Below are 21554 nucleotides of genomic sequence, written 5' to 3'. Positions count from 1 at the left end.
ACTCATTTAGACACGATGATAAAAGTCTGTGCGTGTCTGTCATAAAAAGTCCGCCCAAATTTATCCCTAAAGAAATAACCTAAGGGGTAAAAAAGCAAGAGCTCCTTCAACAAATACCGCTTTAAACGGGCGGCAAATAGGGGCTTGTCTAGGCTTTTAAAGTCCAAGACCCGCAAGTGAAATACGAGCTTACCCAAACTACTCGCAAAGCCAAGCATGGACAAAGACTCATAGACCACATGCGCCGCCACAAAGGCACATAAAAAGCGCAAAAATGCCCAGTGCAAGGGCACATAGGGGTGCAAATCCCACGCCAAAAAGCAGATAAAGAGCAAATCCACCAAGTAAGCCCCCACCCGCCACCAAAAGGGGGCGATCACCAGCCTTTCCTTGTAAATTTTCTCTTCTAATTTGGCTTCCAATCAAAGCACCCCAATATCCTCACGAAATTGCATGCCTTCAAATTGCACCTTCTTCACTAGGTGGTAGGCGTGGCTTTTAGCTTCAGCTAAGGACTTGCCCCAACCCACACACACACACACCCGCCCCCCCGCAACCAAGAACACCCCATTCTCTTGTGTGATTTTGCCTAAGTCCAAATGGGCGTTTTTCTCATCGATGGGGTCTATGTAGACGCTTTGCCCTTGCGAGATTTGGTGGGGGTAGTCCTTGCTTGCCAAGACCACGCCTAGGGCATGCTGTGGGTGCAATTCTAATTGTATTTGGTCTAAATTGCCCTGCAAGGTGGCTTCTAATAAGTCCAAGAGGGGGGTTTTAAGCAAGGGCAAGAGCACACTGCACTCAGGGTCGCCAAAACGCACATTAAATTCCAACAAATGAGGCTCTAAAACCCCTTCTTGTTCCACAAGCATGAGCCCCGCATACAGCACCCCCACAAAGGGCGCGTTGCTTGCGTGCAAGGCTTGCAAGGTGGGCTTTAAAATGCGCTCGATGATCTTTTCTTGTAGTGCGTCATCGCATAGGGGCGAGGGGGCAAATGCCCCCATCCCCCCCGTGTTTGGCCCATTTGGGTGTAACTTTTTATAATCGTGGCAAGCGGGCAAAAGTAAAAAATCCTGTCCGCTCACAAAGGCAAAGACCGACAGCTCAAAGCCCTCTAAAAACTTCTCTAAAACGACCTTAGAGTGCGCTTTAAACAAGTTTTCTAGGGCGATTTTGGCTTCATTTTCATTCTGTGCCACCACCACGCCCTTGCCCTGTGCGAGCCCATCGGCTTTAAGAACCACAGGGCAGCCAAAGCTTGGGATCATCTCTAGGGCTTCTTGTGGATTAGTGGCAATGGCATAGGGGGCAGTGGGGATATGGTGGGCGGTGGCTAGCTCTTTGGTAAAACTCTTAGAACCCTCGAGCATGCTCGCTCGCTTGCTTGGTCCAAAGACCACCACCCCCGCTTCTTGCAAAAAATCCGCCAACCCCCCCACCAACGGCTCTTCCGTCCCCACCAATACTAAATTAATCATTTTCTCTTTGGTGAAAGCGGCGATTTGGGCGAAATCTAGCAACAAGACATTTTCACCAATGCTTTGCGTCCCGCCATTGCCCGGGCTAAAGAACAGCTCGCTCACCCTAGGGTCTTCTCTTAGCTTACGCCCTAGCGCATACTCGCGCGCCCCGCCCCCAATGATTAAAATTTTTCTTTTCATTCAATCCCTAATGTCAATCGCCCAAACGACCGTTACTTGTGTGCTGTAGTTCAACAAAGCCACAAGAGGCAAGAGGGTTTTTTTAGGGGGCAAATGCGAGCAAGTGCCCATCACACCAAAACCACTACAACAGCCTCATAAAAAAGATAAACGAACTTGCTTTATATGAAACACGCATCGTTCAGGCTAAACAGCCCCATTATACCCCATTTTTGCTTAAGGGCTGTGGATAAAATACACGGCTCAAATACAGCCCATTAGGGGGGGCTAAATCCGCACACACCCGCTTTTTTAACGCAATTTGCGCTTTTAAATCCTCTAGGCTCAAATGCCCCAAAGAATGTTTTAGCACCGCCCCGAGTATTGAGCGCACCTGCGCACGTAAAAACCCATTGGCCTCCAACACCACCACCGCCAAGTCTAAGCGCCCCACTTTAAAAGGGTAGCAAAAGGCTTTAAAAACCGTGCGCCTTGTGTGGGTGGGGTTGCTGCCCGTTTTACAAAAATACTTAAAGTCGTGTGTGCCCACAAAGCAATTTAGGGCTTCTTGCATTTGCGTTAAGTTGCCATGCGGGTGTGTCGCCACATAGCGGGCACAAAAGGGGTTTAAAGGGATTTGGGTAAAAAGGTAGCGATAACGCCTTTTGTAGGCGCAAAAGCGGGGGTGAAAATCTAGCCCGACTTGCTCTAAACTCTTACAAACAATGTGGGGGGCAAGTTTGGGTGCAAGGTGGGCTAAGAGTTTAGGTACGCTCCAAAAGGCGGGAGCATTAAATGCCACGACTTGGCAAGTGGCGTGCACGCCCTTATCCGTGCGCCCAGCGGCCATAATAGGGCTAGAGATGCCTAGCCTTTTTAAAGCGTTTTCTAAAGTGCCTTCAATGGTGTGATGACCTACTTGTTTGGCAAAGCCTAAAAATGCGCTGCCATCGTAGGCGAGGGTGAGTTTAAAGCGGCGCATTTAGTAAAAGCGCACAATGATGCGCCGATAGAGCGCATACGCCCCCAAGAACCACACAATCGGTAAAGTGATGGTGCCGATGAGGGGCACATCTTGGCTGATGACATGCATGCCTAAGAAGTAAATCCCCACTGCCAAAAGCACATAGACATAGGATAAATTCTTAGAAAAGCGTGGATTGGAAATGCCAAAGACGGGGATTAAAAAGAGGCTGGCTAGGGGGAAGAGGGCGACTAAAATAGCTTGGGTGAAGCGGCGTTGTTGGTGTTTATCTGGGTGCGCTCCAAAAGCCTTTTTCCAATACCCGATGTAGTCGTGGCCGTGCAAATACGCCGCCCCATTTCTAGCCGATATGTTTAATTTGTTGCGTAAATTCAACTGCTTGAAGGCGACCTTGCGTAACTGCCCCTTGTCGGCAAAGTAGGCATTGCCATGCTCTAATTGCAAGCCAAAGACCCCATCGGTGTTTTTCACCTCCCCCTTTTGAGCGATCATAAAGCTCTCTAAAGCCAGCCCCTTATGCGAGAAGAGCACCAAATCGCTAAACACCCCCCCCTCTTTCTTACCCACATACACCAGCCAATCGCCCAATTTCTGCCCAAACTCCCCCGCTTGGATATTGACATCGATGTGATCCTTTTTATCCCGTATGAACGAGTAATATGCACTCTTAGAGGCCGGAATTAGGATCAAAGAAAAGACCAAAAGCACACAGCTCGCAAAGATACAAAGGGGCAAAAAGGCTTGCACGATTTTTTTAGGCGCGATCCCCAGTGAAAAGAACACCAAGAGCTCGTGATCGTAGGAGAGCCGTGCTAGCCCAATGGCGCAGGCGGCAAAAAAGGTGATGGGGATGATGAAAAAGACCGTGCCGGGTAAAGAGTAGGTGTAAAGCTGCACTAAATCTAAAAAACTGAGCTTCACTACTAAGGTAACGCTGGCGATGCCAATGAGCATGATCATGGAGGCGATGAAAAAGAGCACCAAAAAGAAGGAAAAGAAAATTTGCGAAATGGCGTTAAACATACAGGTTTTAGCCAAATCCACGCTAACCCCCTAAACCCCTCGCTCTATGCCATCTAGCACGGGCACAAACTGACACTTTTCTAGCCGCTCAGCTAGCAAGCGTCCATTTTGTTTGGTGAAACGAGTGATGATCTGTGTGTTGCCTTCTAGCATGGGGGCGAGCAATATCCCCCCCTCGCTTAATTGCTCCACAAGGGCTTGGGGGATGTGCGTGGCGCAGGCGGAAAACAAAATGCGCTCAAAGGGGGCAAATTCACGCCAGCCCTCTTGCCCGTCTGCCAATTTGGTGTGGATGTTGGTAACGCCCAAGTGCCTAAAACGCTCCTTAGCCTGCACCAAGAGCTTTTCAATGCGTTCAATGCTAAACACACGGCGCACCAATTTAGAGAGCACCATCGCCTGATAACCGCTCCCACAGCCGATCTCTAGCACGCTATCCACCCCCCTCAGCTGTAAATACTGCGTCATTTTTGCCACCGTGAGTGGGGAGCTGATGAACTGCTCGCCATCTAGGGGCAGGGCGTTGAGGCTGTAGGCTAGGTGTTTAGGGGAGACAAACTCTTCTCTGTTGATCGCGCAAATAGCCTCTTCAACGGGCTTTTCTAGGGGGAAGTAGCGGGCGATCTCAGCACACATGCGGGCGTTTTTTAGACTTAGCAATTAAAACCCCTCAAAGCTGATGCTGCCCTTAGAGTAATTGCTGACCCTTGCCTCAAAGAAGTTGGAGCGGTGGCTGTTGAAGTTGGCAAATTGCTCGACCCAGCGGATGGGGTTTTTGGTGTGATACAGCTTAGGCAGCCTCACCACGGCTAGGCGCGTGTCGGCTAGATACTCCGTGTAGGCGCGCAAAATTTTAGGACTCAAATCCAAAATCTGCCCCTGGGTAATGTACGCCCCCCATGCGCTCTCTAAATCCACCGCCTGCTTAAACATTTCTAACACCTCTTCGAGCAAATCGGGGGTAAAAAGATCGGGGCGTTCTTTACGCAAGGAATTGATCATATTTTGAAACAAGCTTAAATGCGTCACCTCGTCCCTTTGGATGAAACGGATCATTTGCGCCGTGCCCAGCATGCGCCCACTTCTAGCCAAAGCGTAAAAAAAGCTAAACCCGCTATAAAAGTAAATGCCCTCTAGGATTTGGTTGGCAAACAACGCCTTTAATAAATTGCGTTCTGTAGGCTCTTGGGACAGCTCCATATAAATTTGGGCGATGCAGTCGTTCTTATCCTTGAGGGCGGAGTCGGTGCGCCACATTTCGTAAATCTCATCGCTGTTTGCGCTGATGCTCTCCACCATCACGGCGTAGCTGTGGCTGTGCAGCGCCTCTTCAAAGGCTTGGCGTACAAGGCATAGATTGATTTCAGGGCTTGTGATGAAGGGGTTGATGTTGTCGATGAGGTTGTTTGTTTGCAAGCTGTCCATAAAAATGAGTTGGGCTAGGGCGCGGTCGTAGCCGATTTTCTCTTGTGGGCTTAGTTTCAAATAGTGGTTCTTGTCCCCGTGCATGCCCACCTCTTCAGGAAACCATGTATTGGTGAGCATCGTCTTCCATAGCTTGCTCGCCCACGGGTATTTGATTTGGTTTAAATCAAACATGCTTGTGGGGTTACCCCCAAAGATTTGGCGCTCCCCAACGTGTTCCTTGGATTCGGGATTGTAGATTTTTTTACGGCCCAATGCTTTCATTTTTCACTCCTTCAAAAGGGGCTTAGTATAATCTAAACTAGCTTATAAAATAGACTTTGGCTAAATTTAAGTATACTTTAAACTTCTAAAGGTTAAAATTTGCACTTTGTGCGGAAGTGGCGAAATTGGCAGACGCACCAGACTTAGGATCTGGCGCCGCAAGGCGTGGAGGTTCAAGTCCTCTCTTCCGCACCACTACTTTAAGAGTTCCTTACGCAAAATCCAATCGTAGATTTTATCCGGTAGCAGTGCCTTACCCCACACCAATAAATACGCCTTTTTGCCAACCAAATAGCGGGTTTTAGGCTGTTTGCTCTCTAATGCCCTGATAATCATGCTAGCCACAAGGCTAGCCGGGCTCGCGTCCTCATAGGCTTTTTTAAAATAGGCGTGGGTTTTTTCTAGCTCCATTGCATAGGGGCTATTTGGCTTTAGGGCGTTTTTAAGTCCTGAATCCCACTTGGTTTTAATCGCCCCGGTTCAATCAACACCACTTGCACGCCAAGCCCCAAGAGCTCGGCACGCAGACAATCGCTGTAGGCCTCTAGGGCGTATTTGCTCGCATGGTACCAGCCTAAAAACAAAGTGGTGGAGCGCCCCGCACTCGAGGCGACATTGATGATTTTTGGAGCAAGCCCTATGCTTGCCTGAAGCCCTGCGCTTGCACGCAATAAGGGCAGTAGTCTAGAACACAGCACTCCCACGCTGAATAAATTTGTTTCAAACAACGCCCTTGCCTCTTGTATGGGTTGCTCCTCTAGTGCACCAAACATGCCATAACCGGCGTTGTTGATGAGGGCAAACAGCTCTTTTTCTTGCGTTAAAATCGTGTCTGTGGCTTTGATGATCTGCTCTTCATCTTGCAAATCACAATCAAGGCGCACACAATGGGGGTGTTCTAGGCTTTCTATTTGGGTGGCGTGGCGTGAGAGGGCATAGACTTTATAGCCCTTCTGCAAAAGCATTTTGGCACACTCTAGCCCGATCCCACTGCTTGCCCCCGTCAACACCACCGCTAACATTTGGCTAAGTATTGCTCCCACTCATAGACACTTTTTATAATTGTTTCTAAATCGTCATATTGTGGTTTAAAGGCGGTGTGGCTTGAAATCTTAGAATTGTTGGCGATCAAATTTGCCAGATCGCCCGCCCTCCTGCCCTGCATTTGCATCTTAAAATCCACGCCCGAAACTTCTTTAACTTTCGCCACCACGCCCACATTGTAAATTTGGCTCGTATTCGTGGCACACTCGCAAGCCACAAAAAGTAGCATTGAAAAACCTTTAAAAATTTTGGGCTATGTTATCTAAAATTGGCTTTGTGTGTGTTGCACCCGTGGGCTAAGGCATTTGAGCTAGCGTTACAAGCATTGCCCTTTGTTGTGTCTTTCTTTGTGGTGTTACACATGTACCCCCTTTTTTTAACTTTTAACCATGTGTTTTAAAAACCTCTTGACTCTCTCTCTCTCTCTCTCGTTAAAATGCCTTTGTCTTTTAATTTTTTTGGAAAGGAGCAAACATGTTTGTCCAAGATTTAAGCGTAGAGCAACAACAAGTGTTCTTGTATTTGGCAAGAAAAGTCATTGAAGCCGATGGGGTGTTGCACGAATTGCAACTAGGGGCTTTAGATGTGATTAAAAAGCAATGTGAATATGGCATTAGTGAAAAGGAAGTGCCCGTAAACACTTTAGGGCAGATCTTCACCACAAACCACGCCAAACACGCCACGCTGTTAGAGTTGGTCTCTGTGGCTTTAGCCGATAGCCGTTGGCATGACAATGAGAGAGACACCATTTACTCTTATGCTAAAGAGATGGGTGTTCCCACCCACAAAGTGGATCAATTCAAAGACTGGGTGGTGAAAAACTTCATGCTTTATCAAGAAGCGGTCAAGTTGTTGGAAGATTAGGGGGCGCTATGGTTAAGGTTTTAAAAGCAATGGTGAGAACCGCCGGGATCGCTGTAGGGGCTGTGGGTGTGGCAGCGGTTACTGCTGCATCATATGCGGGGGATTTAGCCGCAAGCGCCACCAACCATCTAATCCGTGATAAGGTGGGCGAGCCTGCGGTGGGGAGTGTGGTGCGCCGTTATCATGGAGGATTGGAGCATACGGGCATTTATGTGGGCAACAACCAAATCATCCACTGGAGTGAAAACAGCCGCGTTGAAAAATGCAATCCAGAAGCATTTTTGCAAGGGGGTGGGGATTTAGCCCTAAGCATTTATGTTTCGTGCAAAGGCACGGAACCCATCGGGTCTCTTGAAGTGGCGCAACGCGCAAGGGTACAAGTGGGGCATGGCATAGATGAGAGAGGTCCATATGACCCCTTGGTCAACAATAGCCATAGGTTTGTCATTGAGTGTTTGTCCGGACAGGAATGCCAAGAAGACCTCTTGGTGAAAGACCCTATAGAATATTGTAAGGTGTTTCTTGGGGCGGACAACTGGCGCGTTTGGGAGAGAGATTAAGTCTCTAAATCCCCTCCAACTGCTCTAAAATGTGCTGGCCTATGAGGAGGCTGAAGTGGCAGCGGGGTTTGGAGCGTTGTAGGCATCCACACTTTTGGCACTATTACAAAAAAGTCCTCTTTTTAAAGGAAACACCTATCTGCCTTTACCGCTCTTAAGAAGTGTTTTGTGCAAATCGCCGAGGATCAGAACAACACTAAAAATACCAAGTATGGGACACAAAAAAGCTGTAGTTACGCACAAATCTAGAGCCTAGCTCTGTGTCAAAGGGGAATTTAATCCCAAACTCGAAGGACACATCGTGGTAGAGAATCACGGTCTGAAAGCGCACGCCCACTTGCCCTAAGAGCCTAAAGTAAGTCCCCTTAAAGGAAAAACTAGTGAAAGAGCGGTAATTTTCCACAAAGAAATTTTGTGAAAATTCAGAAGTCGTCCAAGTGTTGCCCGCCAGCATCATTCCATAAAAGAGCCCCCACACATTGAGCGGGTTTTTGTTGTACTCAATCAGCAAATCCGCCCCTACTCCATAGGTAAACATGTTTGTTTCGATCTTGCCTCGAGGATCTAAGATCACATACCCATAGTCTAAGAAGCCGTAGTAACGGGTGTAAAACCAGCGATCTAAAGGGTTGAATTCGTAGCCATAGACAATGCTCGCCCCTTCAATGGTGCGGATATTTTTAATGGGTGTGCCGTTTTGGTAGGTGTAAAACTGCATTTGACCGACTTGGTATTGGCTGAGTAGAAATGTGCGGCTTTTGGCAGCCTGTAAGGGGAGCAACAAAACGCTAAACGCACCCAACACAAGAGCAAGGTTGCGCACAAATGTTAAAATAGTTATCCTTATCAGTTTAGTAGTTATGGTTCAAGGGCGAGGCGAGATTATCCTCGTGGTTGGTCCAATTTTGAAGGATATTGCTATTTTGGGGGGTGTAGAGTGGGCCCGTGCCCTGCGTGGCTTCTTGGACGGCGTTTTCCTCATCCACAATGCGATCGACTCTATCGGTCGTTTTTGCATCATCAATTCTATGATCTAAGCCGGATTCTATAGATGCATCCTTATTGGGCTTCATCAAAGCCATCTTGTTGAGGGCTTTGGAGTCGGCATCCTTAGCTTGGTTAAAAACTTTAGTGTCTGCAGGTTTCGCTCGTTGGCTAGAAGTTTTGTGCGTGTCCTTACACGCTTGCAAACCAAGTACCCCCGTCGTTGCTAAGATAGAAAAACCTAAAAAGCGTAAGAGTCTGGAGTTCATCCACTTCCTTTTTGGGCTATAATAACCATGCTTTATTAAATCTAAGTTAAAGATCAGTTCATGCCACAAATAAAGATGGGAGGGATTAACTCCAACACCGATTTAGGTGTTGGTTTGCCCTTAGCCCGTTTTTTAGAAATCATTTTAAATCCCCCCAAAACCTACACCCCCTACCCCATCTTAAACAACTTAGAACCCGGGGTTGTGGGCTGTATAGAAGTAGCGTATTTAAGCATGCACACTAGCAAAGTTCTAAAAATCCAAACAAAAACCAAAGCGACTCAACAATCTTTAGATCTGCTTTGCTTTAACCACACCCCCTACCATCTTAAAATTTTTACCCAAAAAAGCTACTTTGTCTATGGCAAGTTGAGCACCAACCCCTACACAAACGCCCTACAAATGATTAACCCCAAAATCATAGACAAGCCAAACACCATCACCATGCGTTTTGATAAGGATTGCAAGAAACTGCCCGCCTTTTTAAAGCAAGACCAGCACAAAACCTACCTAGACTTTTGCCTAGCCACACTTGCACCCCAAAATTTAGAAAAGCTCGTAAGTCTAGGCGTGCCCTTGCAGGTGGTGCAACACATCAACGAAATTTTCCACCCTAGCATGGATTTTGCCCTCGCCTACAACGCCCATAAGGGTTTTTGCCCACCCCACCTACAAGCCCTAAAGTATATAGAAGCTTTGGCGTATATGTGCGCTCTAAGCTCTAAGACCTTTGATTTCCCCGCCAAGTTTAGCCAACACGCCAACACACAGGCTTTAGCAGAGTTTGTCAACAACTTGCCCTTTGCGCTTACCAACGACCAACAAAAGGCAATCAGCACAATCCAAAACGACATGCAAGGCTTTAAAGCCACAAAACGCCTCGTGATGGGCGATGTGGGCTGTGGTAAAACAATGGTGATTTTGGCTAGCGTGGCTTTGTGCGCCCCCTATAAAAGCCTTCTTATGGCACCCACAAGCATTTTAGCCAAGCAAATTTACACCGAAGCTCTAAAATACTTACCCAAAAGCATTAAACCCTTACTGCTCTTAGGCGGGACAACTAGCAAGCAAAAAGAAGCTTTTAACGAAGCAGATTTTATTATCGGCACGACCGCCTTGCTCTACGCCCCCCTAGACACTTCTAAGGTCGCCCTAGTCATTAGCGATGAGCAACACCGCTTTGGCACAAAACAACGCCACACCCTGCAGACCCTAGCCACACAAGCGGGCAATAAACCCCACTATTTACAATTTTCCGCCACGCCCATCCCTAGGACTTTAGCGATGATGGGGGCTAAATTCATCGCCACGAGCTTTTTAAAGGACAAACCCTACACCAAGGACATACGAACCCATATTGTGGATAAACCCCAATTCAACGCCCTTTTAACCCATATCAAAGCCGAGATTGGGGCAGATAAACAAGTGGCGGTCATTTACCCTTTGGTGGAAGAGAGCGAAACGATGGACTATCTCTCTTTAAAAGAGGGCGCGCCCTATTGGCAAAAACGCTTTGAAAGGGTCTTTGTGGTGAGCGGTAAGGACAAGGATAAGGAGGACATCATGGAGGGCTTTGCCAAAGAGGGGCAACTTTTACTCGCCACAACTTTAATTGAGGTGGGGATCAGTTTGCCTAAACTCTCCACCATTGTGATTGTGGGACCCGAGCGCTTGGGACTAGCGACCTTGCACCAATTAAGGGGACGGGTGGCAAGGCTTGGGGGCAAAGGCTATTGCTATCTTTTCACCCACCAGCCCACTAACCGCCGTTTACACGACTTTAGCCAAACTTTGGATGGCTTTGAAATCGCCAATTTAGACTTAAAATACCGCCATTCGGGGGATTTGCTTCAAGGGACACAACAGAGTGGAGACGCCTTTAATTTCTTGGATTTAAGTCAAGACACGCACATCATTGAACAAGTGAGCACACTTTTTAGCTAGAACGCCTAAAAAAACCAAAAAGGATATTAAATTAAACGCTACTAATGCAATCTGTGCTATAATCCAAGTTTGTGTGATATTTTTATGAAGGAGAACGTATGGATGTAGGCATCCAACAGGGCTATGTCCGCAGTGCTTCAGTGTCGGCTACGGCTAAAACTTCCACTGAGTACGATTATTCAATCGCCCGATTATTCATCATTGCCATGATCGCCTTTGGGGTCATTGGGATGTTGATTGGGGTGGTTTTAGCATTTCAGCTAGCCTTCCCTAAGCTCAACTATATTTTGGGCGAATACAGCATTTTTGGGCGTTTGCGCCCCGTGCACACCAATGGTGTGATTTACGGCTTCACTTTGGGCGGGATTTGGGCGAGTTGGTATTATTTTGGACAAAGGGTCTTAAAAATTACCTATCACGACTATCCATTTTTAAAAGCAGTGGGCTATCTGCATTTTTGGATTTGGATTTTAACCCTGATCTTGGGTGTGGTGAGCTTGCTAAGTGGGATCACCCAAAGTAAGGAATACGCCGAACTTGCATGGCCTTTAGACATTTTGGTCGTGGTGGTGTGGGTGCTTTGGGGCATTAGCATGTTTGGGAGCATGGGGGTTAGACGCGAAAACACAATCTATGTTTCGCTGTGGTATTATATTGCGACCTATGTCGGGATCGCTGTTCTTTACATATTCAACAACCTTTCTATCCCCACTTATCTAGTCGCCCACACCGGTAGCCTTTGGCACTCCATTTCTATGTATGCGGGCAGTAACGATGCCCTCGTGCAATGGTGGTGGGGGCACAATGCGGTGGCATTTGTGTTCACCAGCGGGGTGATTGGCACCATTTATTACTTCTTGCCCAAAGAGAGCGGACAGCCCATTTTCTCTTACAAGCTCACTTTGTTTTCCTTTTGGAGCTTGATGTTCGTCTACATTTGGGCGGGCGGCCACCACTTGATCTACTCTACGGTGCCTGATTGGGTGCAAACCTTGTCTTCTGTGTTCTCTGTGATTTTAATCATCCCCTCATGGGGCACCGCCATCAACATGCTCTTAACCTTAAGAGGGCAATGGCATCAACTCAAAGAATCGCCCCTCATTAAATTCTTGGTTTTAGCCAGCACCTTCTACATGCTCTCCACCCTAGAGGGCTCTATCCAAGCGATTCGCTCCGTCAATGCCCTAGCGCACTTCACCGATTGGATCATCGGGCATGTGCACGATGGCGTGCTCGGTTGGGTGGGCTTTACACTCATTGCCGCCGTCTATCACATGGTGCCCCGCGTGTTTAAACGCGAGATTTACTCAGGCAAACTCATGGATGTGCAGTTCTGGCTGATGACTCTAGGCATCGTGCTTTACTTCTCCTCCATGTGGATTGCGGGAATCACGCAAGGGATGATGTGGCGCGATGTGGATCAATACGGCAACTTGGTCTATCAGTTTGTCGACACCGTGCGGGTGTTGATCCCCTACTATGTGATCCGCGGTTTTGGTGGCAGCTTGTATCTCATCGGGTTCTTCATCTTCCTTTACAATGTGGTGATGACGATCCAAAAAGGCAGAGTTTTAGAAAAAGAACCCGCCTACGCCACGCCCATGGGCATGCACTAAGGAGCGCAGATGTTTACTTTCTTAGAAAAAAACCCCTTCTTTTTTACACTCGCCTTTGTGGTCGCCTTTGCGGTGGCTGGTGTGGTGGAGATTTTGCCCAACTTCTTTAAATCCGCCCGCCCCATTGAGGGGCTAAAACCCTACAGCATTTTAGAAACTGCCGGGCGGCAGGTGTATATTAATGAGGGGTGCTACAACTGCCACTCGCAACTCATCCGCCCCTTTCAGGCTGAGGTGCAACGCTATGGGGCTTACAGCCTAAGCGGAGAATACGCCTACGACCGTCCCTTCTTGTGGGGTTCTCGGCGCATTGGTCCTGACTTGCACCGCGTGGGCGATGTGCGCACCACCGCATGGCATGAAAAACACATGCTAGAGCCCACCAGCGTGGTGCCCGGCAGCATCATGCCCGCTTATAAACATTTGTTTAAAAAAGATGCAGATTTTAACACCGCCTTTGCCGAAGCCTACACCCAAAAAGAGGTCTTTCATGTGCCTTATGACAAACCCGGCGGCGTGCAGCTGGGCGACATGCAAAAGGCAAAAAAACTTTTCTTAGAGGAAGCTAAGGGCATTGTGGATCACATGCAAGACCCCGAAATTAAAGCCGCTTTAAAAGAGGGACGGGTTAAAGAGATTGTGGCTCTGATCGCCTATTTAAATAGCCTAGGGCAAGGGCGCATCCAAGCCCCAAAAGCTAGTGCAAAGGGGCAATAGATGGACATTGACACCTTAAGAGGCTTTGCCTACGCCTTTTTCACGGTCTTATTCACGCTCTTTTTATACTTTTACATCGTGTCCATGTATGTCAAGGACAAAAAGGGGATCACCGATTACGAGCGTTACAGCCAACTCGCCTTGCAAGATGAGCTAAACGACACGCCCATTGAACCCCGGCACTTATCCCATAAGAAAGGCTAAAGATGAATATTTTAAAGGATCACATTAATTTGTTCACATTAGTGGCAGCCCTTGTGATTTTGGTCGCCACGCTTAGCATGAGCTCCTCTCTGTTTAAAGCGATGCGCGAGAGCAAGGCAGATGGCGAGCTTTACGGGGGTAAGGATCACAGCTATGACGGCATCGGGGAGTTTCTTAACAACATCCCCATGGGTTGGGTGGTGAGCTTTTTGGTTTTCATTGTATGGGGGCTTTGGTATATCTTTATGGGTTATCCCATGTCGAGTTACTCGCAAATCGGGGAATATAACAAAGAGCTCGCCGCCTATAATAAAAACTTTGAAGCCAAGTGGCAAAACCTCAAAGATAAGGATTTGGAGCAAATGGGGCAGGGCATCTTTTTAGTGCAATGCTCGCAATGCCACGGTTTAGAGGCCACGGGGCTTAACAACACCGCTAGAAACCTTGTTAATTGGGGCAAAGAGGCGGGCATTGAGGAAGTGATCGCACAGGGTTCAGTGGGGCTAGGTTATCAAGCCGGTGAAATGCCCCCCATGGGTCTTAATGCTGAGGATTCTAAAGCGGTGGCTAGTTATGTCATGGCAGACATCTCTGCCCTACACCACACCAAATACCCCCAATTAGTCCAAAAAGGGCAGGCCATTTTCCAAAGCACTTGTGCGAGTTGCCACGGGGCTGATGGCAAGGGGCAAGCGGGCATGGCAGCGGATCTAACCCACTATGGAACTCCAGCCCTTTTACAAGAAGTGCTTGATAAAGGCAAAAAGGGACACGTCGGCGAAATGCCCAGCTTTGCTTACCGCCACTTTAGCCCCACACAAGTGAAGGCGTTGGCAACTTATATCCAGTCCTTGCAAGGAGATGAATGATGAATGGATTATTTGGCTTGAATGGGATTTTAGGTAATTTGATCGTGGTGGTGGTGCTCTTGGTGGCGGTGGCGTTCTTTGGCTTTAAAGCCGTGCACATCCAACAAGAAGAGTCCACCCACTACTACAAGCTAGACACCAAGAGTCTACAAATGTTTGGCAACAAGCATGAGTTTTATAAAGTGGAGAAATAGCGATGTTTACGGGAATGGAAAAATTACTAGGTCTTTTCTTGATCATTTTATTTGTCATCACAGTGGTGCTTTACTTCGCCCGCCCCTTTCTCTTTGCCGTGTGAAACTTCTTAGGGCTTGCCTGCTTTTGGCGGGCTTTTTGCACGCCCAAAGTTTCGTGCTGGACAACGAAGCGGGGCATTTAGTTACCAAGAGTGCGGGGCTCGTGCAACAGGTGTCTAGCGAATTATTTGACAAAACGGGAGTTTCTTTTATGTTGTTTTTAAAAGACAGCCCCGACACGCTGGATAAAGCCGGGCGTCTAGCTTACCAACAAGCTAAGTTAAAAACCCTGCACCCCCCTTTCATCGCCCTTTTTGCTCACTTTAGGGCACAAAAAATCGACATTCTGTCTAACCCCAAGGATTTAATCTCCACAGACCAAATTTTTTTTGAACACATCGCCCCCTTTTTACCCAAAGAGTGGGGCAAGGACATGGCCAAAAACAACGCCCGCTTTTCCTTTGCACTGCTCAATGGCTACACCTACATGGCAGATGCGATCGCACGCAAACACCACATCACCCTAGCAAGCAACATCAAAGAAGAGTATGCCAACAGCGTTACAAAGACCACGCTCTACATTCTCTTATGCTCGCTCTTGGCACTTTTCTTTTATGGTTACTTCTTTGGAGTAAGAAAACATGGAAACTGAAGAAAAAAATTATTGGCCCCTAGGCATTTTGTCTATTCTGCTCATCGGTTTGAGCTTAGTTGTCGCTTTGGTGGTCGTGGCGATCAAATACACCCCCCAAAGCGACAATTCTTATTTGCACCAGCACACCTACACTGATAGCCACATCAATGGCATGCTCTCCACTTACAACGCCTTTAGGCAAGCCTACAGCCTTGAGCTAGTGAATGGCAACCAAAAACTTGAACCGCTCTTTCCTTTTTACATCAACCAAAACACCCCTTTGCTTTGGCTCTCCAATCGGCACAATAACCTAAGCTTACAAGTGCAACGCAAAGACCCCAAAGCCCTAGTTCCCACTTTTAGCGTGGCGGTGCTAAGGACCAAGCAAAAAACCCTAGACCTTGGCAAAGTCCCATGCAGCACGCAAGAGAAAGAGAGCACTTGTTTATTGCCCCCCTTTAATCTCCCCCTAAAAGGGCACTACCAAATCATGTTAAAAGTAGACTTTGAAGGTGAAGAACTCCCCCTCATCCAACCTGCCTATGTGCGCTAAAAGGTAAAAGCGTAGTTAACATACCAAGAGTAGAGTCGGCGGATATAAAGCGTTCCGTCATTCTTAGTTTGTAAGAAAGGATTTTTACGCATCATGGGAAATTTAATGCCCGCTTCAATGCTGCTGTGTTTTAAGATACGCAACCTTCCCCCCACATTGAAGAGAAACTGAAAGCCCGTAGCGCTCTTATTTACACCAGCATACCGCAAGGCTACATCACTGAAATCGGGCGTGGCCAAAAGCCAAGAGTTACCGGCAAGTTGTATCCCCCCTATCACGCCTAGAGCCATCATTTTATTGCTGATGGCATTCACCACTAAATCCGCCCCTACGCCATAAGTGAGCATGTTAGGTTGCAAGGGCTTGTTGCTCCCCACCATTTGTTGTAAAACGCCCATGGCATTAACAGAGCATTGGAGCGTGTTCCACCCGGATGCTCCTCCCATAGGCGGCGTGCGCTCGCTCCCAGGCATTTTACAATCTACGGGGTTGCCCCCTGGATAGCCATTGTTAGCAAATTTAATTCCCATTGTGTGGGCATAGTCAAAGAGACCATAAACCTTAAAGCCAAAGTACTTATTTGCAAACATTTGGTAACCAATTTGCAAACCAAAGCCTCTTATGGTGGAAGTTGTAGTTTTGCCATCTTTACCCGTGCTTCGTATCTGGGCCTTGCCCTGCTGGTAACCACCCTCAAGAAAAACACCGCTCTCCTCAGCGTTTAAGAAACCAACCAAAGCGGGCAGAACCATCAAAGAACACTTAGAGTAACGCATACCAACTCCTTTTGTTTCGGTTGCCTTATAATCGGTTATAAACTTTTGAACTATAGCATAAGTCATACAAGGCGATCTTTAACTCCACACAAAAGAGTTAGAGTTTAGACTTTTAACACTTTTTGTGTTAGTATACAAGAAGGTTTTTGTTTTTTGCAACTTGTTCGGGGGTGTTTTTATTGTATCGTTTCTGCACTTTTGTTTGTTTTATTTGTCTTTTTGTAGGATCTGTTGCTCTAAAGGCACGGGTCTTTGTCCCCAAGGACAAAGCCACTTTACAAGCTCTCTTACAAAACCCCAAGATCTCCCTTGCCCAAATCAACACCCATTACGTCAAGGACATGAGCTATTTATTTTGTCTGCAAGGCCCCTTAACTAAAAAAGGCATTTGCACATCTTATAGAGAGGATTTTAAGGGGATTGGTAAGTGGGATGTGAGCCGTGTGGAAAACATGGAGGGGATGTTTATGAACCAGATGCATTTTAACGAACCCCTACAAAACTGGAACACTGCGCGGGTGAAAAACTTTAGCTACATGTTTGCCAACGCGATCCGCTTTAACCAACCCATTAATAGTTGGAACACATCTAATGGGGTGGATTTTAGCTACATGTTTTACCATGCCAAAACCTTTAACCAACCCCTATCTCATTGGAACCGCACACGCCACATAACTCCTAAAAACTTTAGTTACATGTTTGCCAACGCCATGCATTTCAAGCAAGATATCAGCCGATGGAAGAACCTAGAGCGGGCGAACACACAGGGGATTTTTTTAGGCACGCCCTTAGAGGGCACAAAAATCCAAAGTAAAAAAGCACAAGGCTTGCAAGACGATAAGCAACGAGAAACACAAAGCGTTTCTCCGCCAAATGTCTTAAAATACCTACACTACCCACAGACCAAAGCCGAGCTCGTCGCTCTAGTCAATAATCCTAATATTTCTTTAGCCAGCATCGACACGAGTCTAATTGAGGACATGAGTTATTTATTTTGCGATAAGGGCAATACCTACACCCGCTTAAAGCAACTCCCCATTAAAAACGGCACTCTATGGGCTAAACAAGATAAAGAATATATCCAGATTCTAAACCTTTTTGAGAATTGCCAAGCGGGCAGTAGCCGCACAAATTTAGATGGTATTGAAACATGGAATGTAAGCCATGTCAAAAACATGGAGGCGATGTTTATGGGGCGGGTCGTGGATGTCCCTCTAAGCAGTTGGGACACAAGCGAGGCTATAAATATGAAGGGCATGTTTGCTTTGGCTTCTTTTAACCAACCCTTGGACGATTGGGAAATGCAACATGTGCAAGATACGAGTTTTATGTTCTATGGCTGTAAAGACTTTAACCAAAACTTGAATCATTGGGATGTGGAGCATGTCCGCACCATGAGCTACATGTTTAGTCTAACTTATGGATTTAATGGAAACATCACCCGTTGGAAACTCTCTAGTGTCACAGATTTGCAAGGCATGTTTAAATACGCCACTGCCTTCAACCAGCCCATTGAAAATTGGGATGTGAGCCATGTGCAAAACATGGCATATCTTTTTTACGGGGCTTTCGCTTTTAATCAGCCATTAAACAAGTGGGACACCAGTCATGTAACCGACATGCGCAAAATGTTTTTTTATGCTAAAAGCTTTAACCACCCCCTCAACCACTGGAACACAGAGCATGTACACAACATGTACAAAATGTTTGCCTACGCCAAGAACTTTAACCAGGATTTGAGCAATTGGTATTTGCATAACACCGACACCCGTTGCATGTTTTTCCACGCTACTAGAATGCACTCCCCGTCTCCTAGAACTTTTTTTAAGGATATTGGTAGCTGTGGTTAATTTAAGGTACAAATCCCTATACAAAATTGCTTAAAAGCATGCTATTAAGCTAAAATTCAACTAAGAATGAGTAGAATCGGCTCTGTTTTTGATTCCACAAATTCCACAAAGGTAGTTTATGCGTCAGTTCGCAAAAATTTTTGTAATGGGTTTATTGGCTTTAGGTGTTGCGCATGCAGCGGAAGATTTTTCTAAGCTTAGCAATAAAGATTTCATTAAAAAAGCGGGCACTATGCACGATGCTGAAGATGTGATCCACTATAAAATTGAAGTGGCTAAACGCGTAAAGGCGATGAAATCAGCAAAGGCGAAAGCGGAATTTAAATACCAAGTTAGAAAAACCGCAAAAGCCAACTTTGCCAAAATGGGTGCAGAAGATTTTAACAAGTTGCGTGAAGAAGTGGCTGAAGAACTTGATAAAATGAAAAAAGAGCACAAGCCCCAAGAAATGAAAGCTATGGGTTTAGCTGGAGTTGAGGTTTGTAAAGGTGAAGACCACAAAATGTGGTGCCACCCCAAACACGCCAAAAAAGGCGAACATCATAAGGGCGAACACCACGCTCATAAAAAAGAGCATAAAGGCGAACATGAAGAGCATGAAGAGCATGGCAGCAAAGCCGAACACGCCGAACACCCCGCTGGTACAAAACCCGCAGCCACTCACGAATAGTTTTTGGGAAGATCGCTCGCTTGAGCTGATCTTGAAATGCCCGCTTTGGGCTAAATCTCTAGCAGAGGATTTTTATGAAAACAGCAAAATTAAAACTGGGTCTAGCCGCTTTAGTGGTGTCCGGGATTTGCAGTGGATTGTTTGCCGCGCAAGGACCTTTTGAGAGCAAGAGCGATAAAGAGCTCGTCGACATGGCGGGTAAGGTTGCGCCCGAGCAAGTGCCCGATTACCGCATGGAACTTTATAAACGCACCAAGCACATGAATCCCGTCCAGCGTAAGAAATTCTACGATAAAGTCATGGCTTCGGCGGATAAAAACACCGCCAACATGACCATGGAAGACTTTGGCAAACGCATGGAAGCGATCCACGCTGCCATGAAAGCTAGGATCGCCAAAATGACGAGAGCGCAGTTTAAAGCAAGCGGCTTGTTCATGCCCATGGGTCCGCACGGGCACGGCATGGGTCCCTTTGGTCCCTTTGGTCCCTTTGCTTGCCACTGCGGTGAACACCACAACCCCCACAACTCCCCCAAACCCAGCCATTAGTTACAAGCTGTAACGCTTTTTAGGGGCTTTTAGCCCCTCCTTGTCTTTTTAACTTTCCCATTTTCTTTAATACACTAGGATTCTTTCTATGGGTTTTCCCAAATCCCTAAATCTATATAAAGGATCGCTATGAAAGATGTGACGCTCACCAACGCCGTAGGCACACCCATCGGGGCTAACCAAGATGTTTTAACCGCCGGACCTAGGGGACCGGTATTGCTCCAAAACACTTGGTTTTTAGAAAAACTCGCCCACTTTGATCGCGAGCGCATCCCTGAACGCGTGGTGCATGCTAAGGGCAGTGGGGCTTATGGGACTTTGACGATCACCAGCACCGAGATCACCAAATACAGCAAAGCCAAACTTTTTAACCAAGTGGGTAAACAAACCCCCTGCTTTTTGCGCTTCTCCACTGTGGCGGGCGAAAAGGGCTCAGCCGATGCCGAGCGCGACCCTAGGGGCTTTGCGCTCAAACTCTACACTGAGGAGGGCAATTGGGACATTGTGGGCAACAACACCCCCGTGTTTTTTATCCGCGACCCTTTAAAATTCCCCGACTTTATCCACACCCAAAAACGCCACCCCAAAACCAACTTAAAAGACGCGACTATGGTTTGGGATTTTTGGAGTCTAGTGCCTGAGAGCTTGCACCAAATAACTATCCTAATGAGCGATCGGGGGATTCCTAGGAGTTACCGCCACATGAACGGCTATGGCAGCCACACCTTTAGCCTCATCAACGAGAAAGATGAACGCTTTTGGGTGAAGTTCCACTTTAAAACTTTACAAGGGATTAAAAATTTAACCAGCCAAGAGGCGGCAAAGATCCGCATGCACGACATGGATTCGCACCAAAGGGATTTATTCGAAGCCATTGAAAATAAAGACTTCCCCAAATGGCGTTTTTGTGTGCAAATCATGCCAGAAAGCGATGCCAAAAACTACAAATTCCACCCCTTTGATGTTACAAAGGTGTGGAGCCATAAGGACTACCCCCTCATTGAAGTCGGGATTTTAGAGCTGAATAAAAACCCTGAAAACTACTTTGCCGAAGTGGAACAATCCGCCTTCAACCCCGCCCATGTGATCCCGGGCGTGGGTTATAGCCCCGATCGGATGCTACAAGGGCGGCTCTTTGCTTATGGGGATACGCAGCGCTACCGCCTAGGGATCAACCACAGCCAATTACCCGTGAATGCCCCCAAATGCCCCTTTGCCACCTCTTCACGAGATGGCTTTATGACAAACGGGCATTATGGCGTAATGCGTAACTATGAGCCAAGCTCACTGCCCGGCTATAAAGAAGCCCCCCACGCCAAAGAGCCCAAGTTGGAGCTAGCCAAACTTACCGATGAAATGGCGGTCTATGCCTACAACTTCCGCGATTGCGACAGCGACTACTACACCCAGCCCGGCAATCTCTTTAGACTCATGCCAAAAGACGAACAAGAGCGCACTTGCCAAAATGTCGCCGATGCCATGCAGGGTGTGCCTAATGACATCATTAGCCGCCAATTAGAGCACTTTAAAAAGGCGGACGCGCATTACGGGCAACGCATCCAAGAGTTGTTGCAAAAACGCTAACCCTTAAAGGGAGGGGGCTAACCAACGATACACCTGGTTTTGCTATTCTTTTGTAATTTTATTTTGGGAGAGGCCATGAAACTTTTTGGAGAGTATAAAACCCGCTTATTTTTCATTTATTGGGTGCGTTGGATGGTTTCAGCGGTGGTGATGTTGCCCTTCATGCTCTTGTTTGAGTGGATGCACACCCCCCTTTGGCTCAATCTCTTTTTAGGGCAGACGATCGGGGCGTTCATTTTCTTTAAAATCGATAAATTTATTTTCCGCAACAAAGACTAAAATTTTCGTGGGA

The 21554-nt window shown here is 47.1% G+C and carries 27 protein-coding genes and 1 tRNA gene; 16 read left to right on the top strand and 12 right to left on the bottom strand.

What is annotated here, in order from left to right; genetic code table 11:
- Positions 1-2 precede the first annotated feature (2 nt).
- From QSJ47_RS03015 to QSJ47_RS02990, 6 genes are all read right to left on the bottom strand, one after another.
- Positions 3-422, bottom strand: coding sequence for an RDD family protein (locus QSJ47_RS03015; RefSeq protein WP_221271079.1), 420 nt, complete (start codon positions 420-422; stop codon positions 3-5).
- Positions 423-1664, bottom strand: coding sequence for a phosphoribosylamine--glycine ligase (gene purD, locus QSJ47_RS03010; RefSeq protein WP_285602388.1), 1242 nt, complete (start codon positions 1662-1664; stop codon positions 423-425).
- A 199-nt stretch (positions 1665-1863) separates the two neighbouring features.
- Entirely contained in the window at positions 1864-2625 is a 762-nt protein-coding gene (gene truA, locus QSJ47_RS03005; RefSeq protein ID WP_285602387.1) for a tRNA pseudouridine(38-40) synthase TruA, read from the bottom strand.
- Entirely contained in the window at positions 2626-3666 is a 1041-nt protein-coding gene (locus QSJ47_RS03000) for an LptF/LptG family permease (RefSeq protein ID WP_285602449.1), read from the bottom strand. It abuts the gene before it with no gap.
- A gap of 15 nt (positions 3667-3681) precedes the next feature.
- Entirely contained in the window at positions 3682-4311 is a 630-nt protein-coding gene (locus QSJ47_RS02995; RefSeq protein ID WP_285602386.1) for a protein-L-isoaspartate(D-aspartate) O-methyltransferase, read from the bottom strand.
- Positions 4312-5340 (bottom strand): ribonucleotide-diphosphate reductase subunit beta, encoded by a 1029-nt coding sequence (locus QSJ47_RS02990; protein ID WP_285602385.1) that lies wholly within the window; start codon positions 5338-5340, stop codon positions 4312-4314. It lies immediately after the preceding gene.
- A gap of 110 nt (positions 5341-5450) precedes the next feature.
- Here QSJ47_RS02990 and QSJ47_RS02985 point away from each other — a divergent pair.
- Positions 5451-5535, top strand: a tRNA-Leu gene (locus QSJ47_RS02985).
- Here QSJ47_RS02985 and QSJ47_RS02980 read toward each other — a convergent pair.
- From QSJ47_RS02980 to QSJ47_RS02970, 3 genes are read right to left on the bottom strand one after another with little or no spacing between them, the layout of a single operon-like run.
- A complete protein-coding gene (locus QSJ47_RS02980; protein ID WP_285602384.1) occupies positions 5536-5751 on the bottom strand; it encodes a hypothetical protein in 216 nt (71 codons plus the stop codon).
- 20 nt (positions 5752-5771) lie between these two features.
- Complete coding sequence (locus QSJ47_RS02975; protein WP_285602383.1) at positions 5772-6362, bottom strand: SDR family NAD(P)-dependent oxidoreductase; 591 nt, start codon at positions 6360-6362, stop codon at positions 5772-5774.
- Positions 6356-6613: a Rossmann-fold NAD(P)-binding domain-containing protein gene (locus QSJ47_RS02970; protein WP_285602382.1), complete on the bottom strand. Its 258-nt coding sequence runs from the start codon at positions 6611-6613 to the stop codon at positions 6356-6358. The genes QSJ47_RS02975 and QSJ47_RS02970 overlap by 7 nt, the downstream gene beginning before the upstream one ends.
- 245 nt (positions 6614-6858) lie before the next feature.
- Between QSJ47_RS02970 and QSJ47_RS02965 the strand changes: the two genes are divergently transcribed.
- Positions 6859-7248 (top strand): molecular chaperone DnaJ, encoded by a 390-nt coding sequence (locus QSJ47_RS02965; RefSeq protein WP_285602381.1) that lies wholly within the window; start codon positions 6859-6861, stop codon positions 7246-7248.
- 8 nt (positions 7249-7256) lie between these two features.
- Positions 7257-7808 (top strand): C40 family peptidase, encoded by a 552-nt coding sequence (locus QSJ47_RS02960; RefSeq protein WP_221271073.1) that lies wholly within the window; start codon positions 7257-7259, stop codon positions 7806-7808.
- A gap of 196 nt (positions 7809-8004) precedes the next feature.
- On the opposite strand, the gene QSJ47_RS02955 is transcribed toward QSJ47_RS02960, so the two are convergent.
- Together QSJ47_RS02955 and QSJ47_RS02950 are read right to left on the bottom strand one after the other, a co-directional pair.
- Entirely contained in the window at positions 8005-8589 is a 585-nt protein-coding gene (locus tag QSJ47_RS02955; protein ID WP_260321513.1) for an outer membrane protein, read from the bottom strand.
- 70 nt (positions 8590-8659) lie between these two features.
- Positions 8660-9061: a hypothetical protein gene (locus tag QSJ47_RS02950; RefSeq protein ID WP_221271072.1), complete on the bottom strand. Its 402-nt coding sequence runs from the start codon at positions 9059-9061 to the stop codon at positions 8660-8662.
- 60 nt (positions 9062-9121) lie between these two features.
- On the opposite strand from QSJ47_RS02950, the gene recG reads away from it, so the two are divergent.
- The 8 genes from recG (at position 9122) to QSJ47_RS02910 (ending at position 15834) form a co-directional block, all read left to right on the top strand.
- Entirely contained in the window at positions 9122-11005 is a 1884-nt protein-coding gene (recG, locus tag QSJ47_RS02945) for an ATP-dependent DNA helicase RecG (RefSeq protein ID WP_502875107.1), read from the top strand.
- Between the two features lie 98 nt (positions 11006-11103).
- Positions 11104-12621, top strand: a complete 1518-nt coding sequence (gene ccoN, locus QSJ47_RS02940; RefSeq protein WP_285602380.1) for a cytochrome-c oxidase, cbb3-type subunit I — start codon at positions 11104-11106, stop codon at positions 12619-12621.
- Between the two features lie 9 nt (positions 12622-12630).
- Positions 12631-13338, top strand: a complete 708-nt coding sequence (gene ccoO / locus QSJ47_RS02935) for a cytochrome-c oxidase, cbb3-type subunit II (protein WP_285602379.1) — start codon at positions 12631-12633, stop codon at positions 13336-13338.
- Positions 13339-13542: a cytochrome c oxidase, cbb3-type, CcoQ subunit gene (locus tag QSJ47_RS02930; protein WP_053828899.1), complete on the top strand. Its 204-nt coding sequence runs from the start codon at positions 13339-13341 to the stop codon at positions 13540-13542.
- A 2-nt stretch (positions 13543-13544) separates the two neighbouring features.
- The gene (gene ccoP, locus QSJ47_RS02925; protein WP_285602378.1) at positions 13545-14411 is read left to right on the top strand and encodes a cytochrome-c oxidase, cbb3-type subunit III; all 867 of its coding nucleotides are present in this window, start codon (positions 13545-13547) and stop codon (positions 14409-14411) included.
- Positions 14408-14605, top strand: a complete 198-nt coding sequence (locus QSJ47_RS02920) for a DUF4006 family protein (RefSeq protein ID WP_285602377.1) — start codon at positions 14408-14410, stop codon at positions 14603-14605. Before ccoP ends, QSJ47_RS02920 begins: the two co-directional genes overlap by 4 nt.
- A 127-nt stretch (positions 14606-14732) precedes the next feature.
- Complete coding sequence (locus QSJ47_RS02915) at positions 14733-15299, top strand: hypothetical protein (protein ID WP_260321511.1); 567 nt, start codon at positions 14733-14735, stop codon at positions 15297-15299.
- Complete coding sequence (locus QSJ47_RS02910) at positions 15289-15834, top strand: hypothetical protein (RefSeq protein ID WP_285602376.1); 546 nt, start codon at positions 15289-15291, stop codon at positions 15832-15834. The genes QSJ47_RS02915 and QSJ47_RS02910 overlap by 11 nt, the downstream gene beginning before the upstream one ends.
- Here the strand turns inward: QSJ47_RS02910 and QSJ47_RS02905 are convergent.
- Positions 15831-16610: an outer membrane protein gene (locus tag QSJ47_RS02905; protein WP_221271064.1), complete on the bottom strand. Its 780-nt coding sequence runs from the start codon at positions 16608-16610 to the stop codon at positions 15831-15833. The two genes, QSJ47_RS02910 and QSJ47_RS02905, sit on opposite strands and share 4 nt — an antisense overlap.
- Before the next feature lie 146 nt (positions 16611-16756).
- Between QSJ47_RS02905 and QSJ47_RS02900 the strand changes: the two genes are divergently transcribed.
- The 5 genes from QSJ47_RS02900 (at position 16757) to QSJ47_RS02880 (ending at position 21541) form a co-directional block, all read left to right on the top strand.
- Positions 16757-18460, top strand: coding sequence for a BspA family leucine-rich repeat surface protein (locus QSJ47_RS02900; protein WP_285602375.1), 1704 nt, complete (start codon positions 16757-16759; stop codon positions 18458-18460).
- Between the two features lie 145 nt (positions 18461-18605).
- Positions 18606-19130: a DUF1104 domain-containing protein gene (locus QSJ47_RS02895; protein ID WP_502875112.1), complete on the top strand. Its 525-nt coding sequence runs from the start codon at positions 18606-18608 to the stop codon at positions 19128-19130.
- A gap of 74 nt (positions 19131-19204) precedes the next feature.
- Complete coding sequence (locus QSJ47_RS02890) at positions 19205-19678, top strand: DUF1104 domain-containing protein (RefSeq protein ID WP_285602373.1); 474 nt, start codon at positions 19205-19207, stop codon at positions 19676-19678.
- Positions 19679-19801: 123 nt separating this feature from the next.
- Positions 19802-21262 (top strand): catalase, encoded by a 1461-nt coding sequence (locus tag QSJ47_RS02885; RefSeq protein ID WP_502875111.1) that lies wholly within the window; start codon positions 19802-19804, stop codon positions 21260-21262.
- A gap of 75 nt (positions 21263-21337) precedes the next feature.
- Positions 21338-21541 carry a hypothetical protein gene (locus tag QSJ47_RS02880; protein WP_015106194.1) on the top strand — a complete coding sequence of 68 codons (204 nt, stop codon included), beginning with the start codon at positions 21338-21340 and terminating at the stop codon, positions 21539-21541.
- Positions 21542-21554: the final 13 nt, after the last annotated feature.

The organism is Helicobacter sp. NHP22-001 (genome assembly GCF_030270165.1).
In the GTDB taxonomy this organism is placed as follows: domain Bacteria; phylum Campylobacterota; class Campylobacteria; order Campylobacterales; family Helicobacteraceae; genus Helicobacter; species Helicobacter gastrofelis.
The sequence above is the reverse complement of the archived record's forward strand: the minus strand, read 5'-3'. Positions and strand labels throughout refer to the sequence as shown.